This window comes from Bacillus sp. B4EP4a (genome assembly GCF_006680105.1).
GTDB lineage: Bacteria > Bacillota > Bacilli > Bacillales > DSM-1321 > Peribacillus > Peribacillus simplex_E.
This window is the reverse complement of sequence record NZ_VHIK01000090.1, coordinates 1-257: the sequence shown is the minus strand read 5'-3', so window position 1 is coordinate 257 and position 257 is coordinate 1. Positions and strand designations below refer to the sequence as shown.

Annotated in this window: 1 protein-coding gene; it reads right to left on the bottom strand. The window is 43.2% G+C overall.

Translation table 11 applies throughout. From position 1 onward, the window contains the following. On the bottom strand, positions 1-257 hold a 257-nt coding region (locus FNK51_RS26850), incomplete at both ends, for a toxin Cry1Ac domain D-VI-related protein (RefSeq protein WP_181762355.1).

The window sequence follows — 257 nt, the reverse complement described above, 5'->3', positions numbered from 1 at the left end:
TCAATCGCCCCTTGATCCGTCGTTCCTTTCAATGTATCGAACTTATCGTCCGTGAACAGATCTTCCACTTTGTTCTTCGCATCGGCTAGATCTTTTTCTGCTTGTTCTTTTTTGTTCAATAAATCTTTCGCATTATTCAGTAAATCTTGCAGTCGGTCCTTTTCTGCACCTTCAGGAAGCTTATTGACCGCTTCTTGGGCTTCATCAATCGCCCCTTGATCCGTCGTTCCTTTCAATGTATCGAACTTATCGTCCGT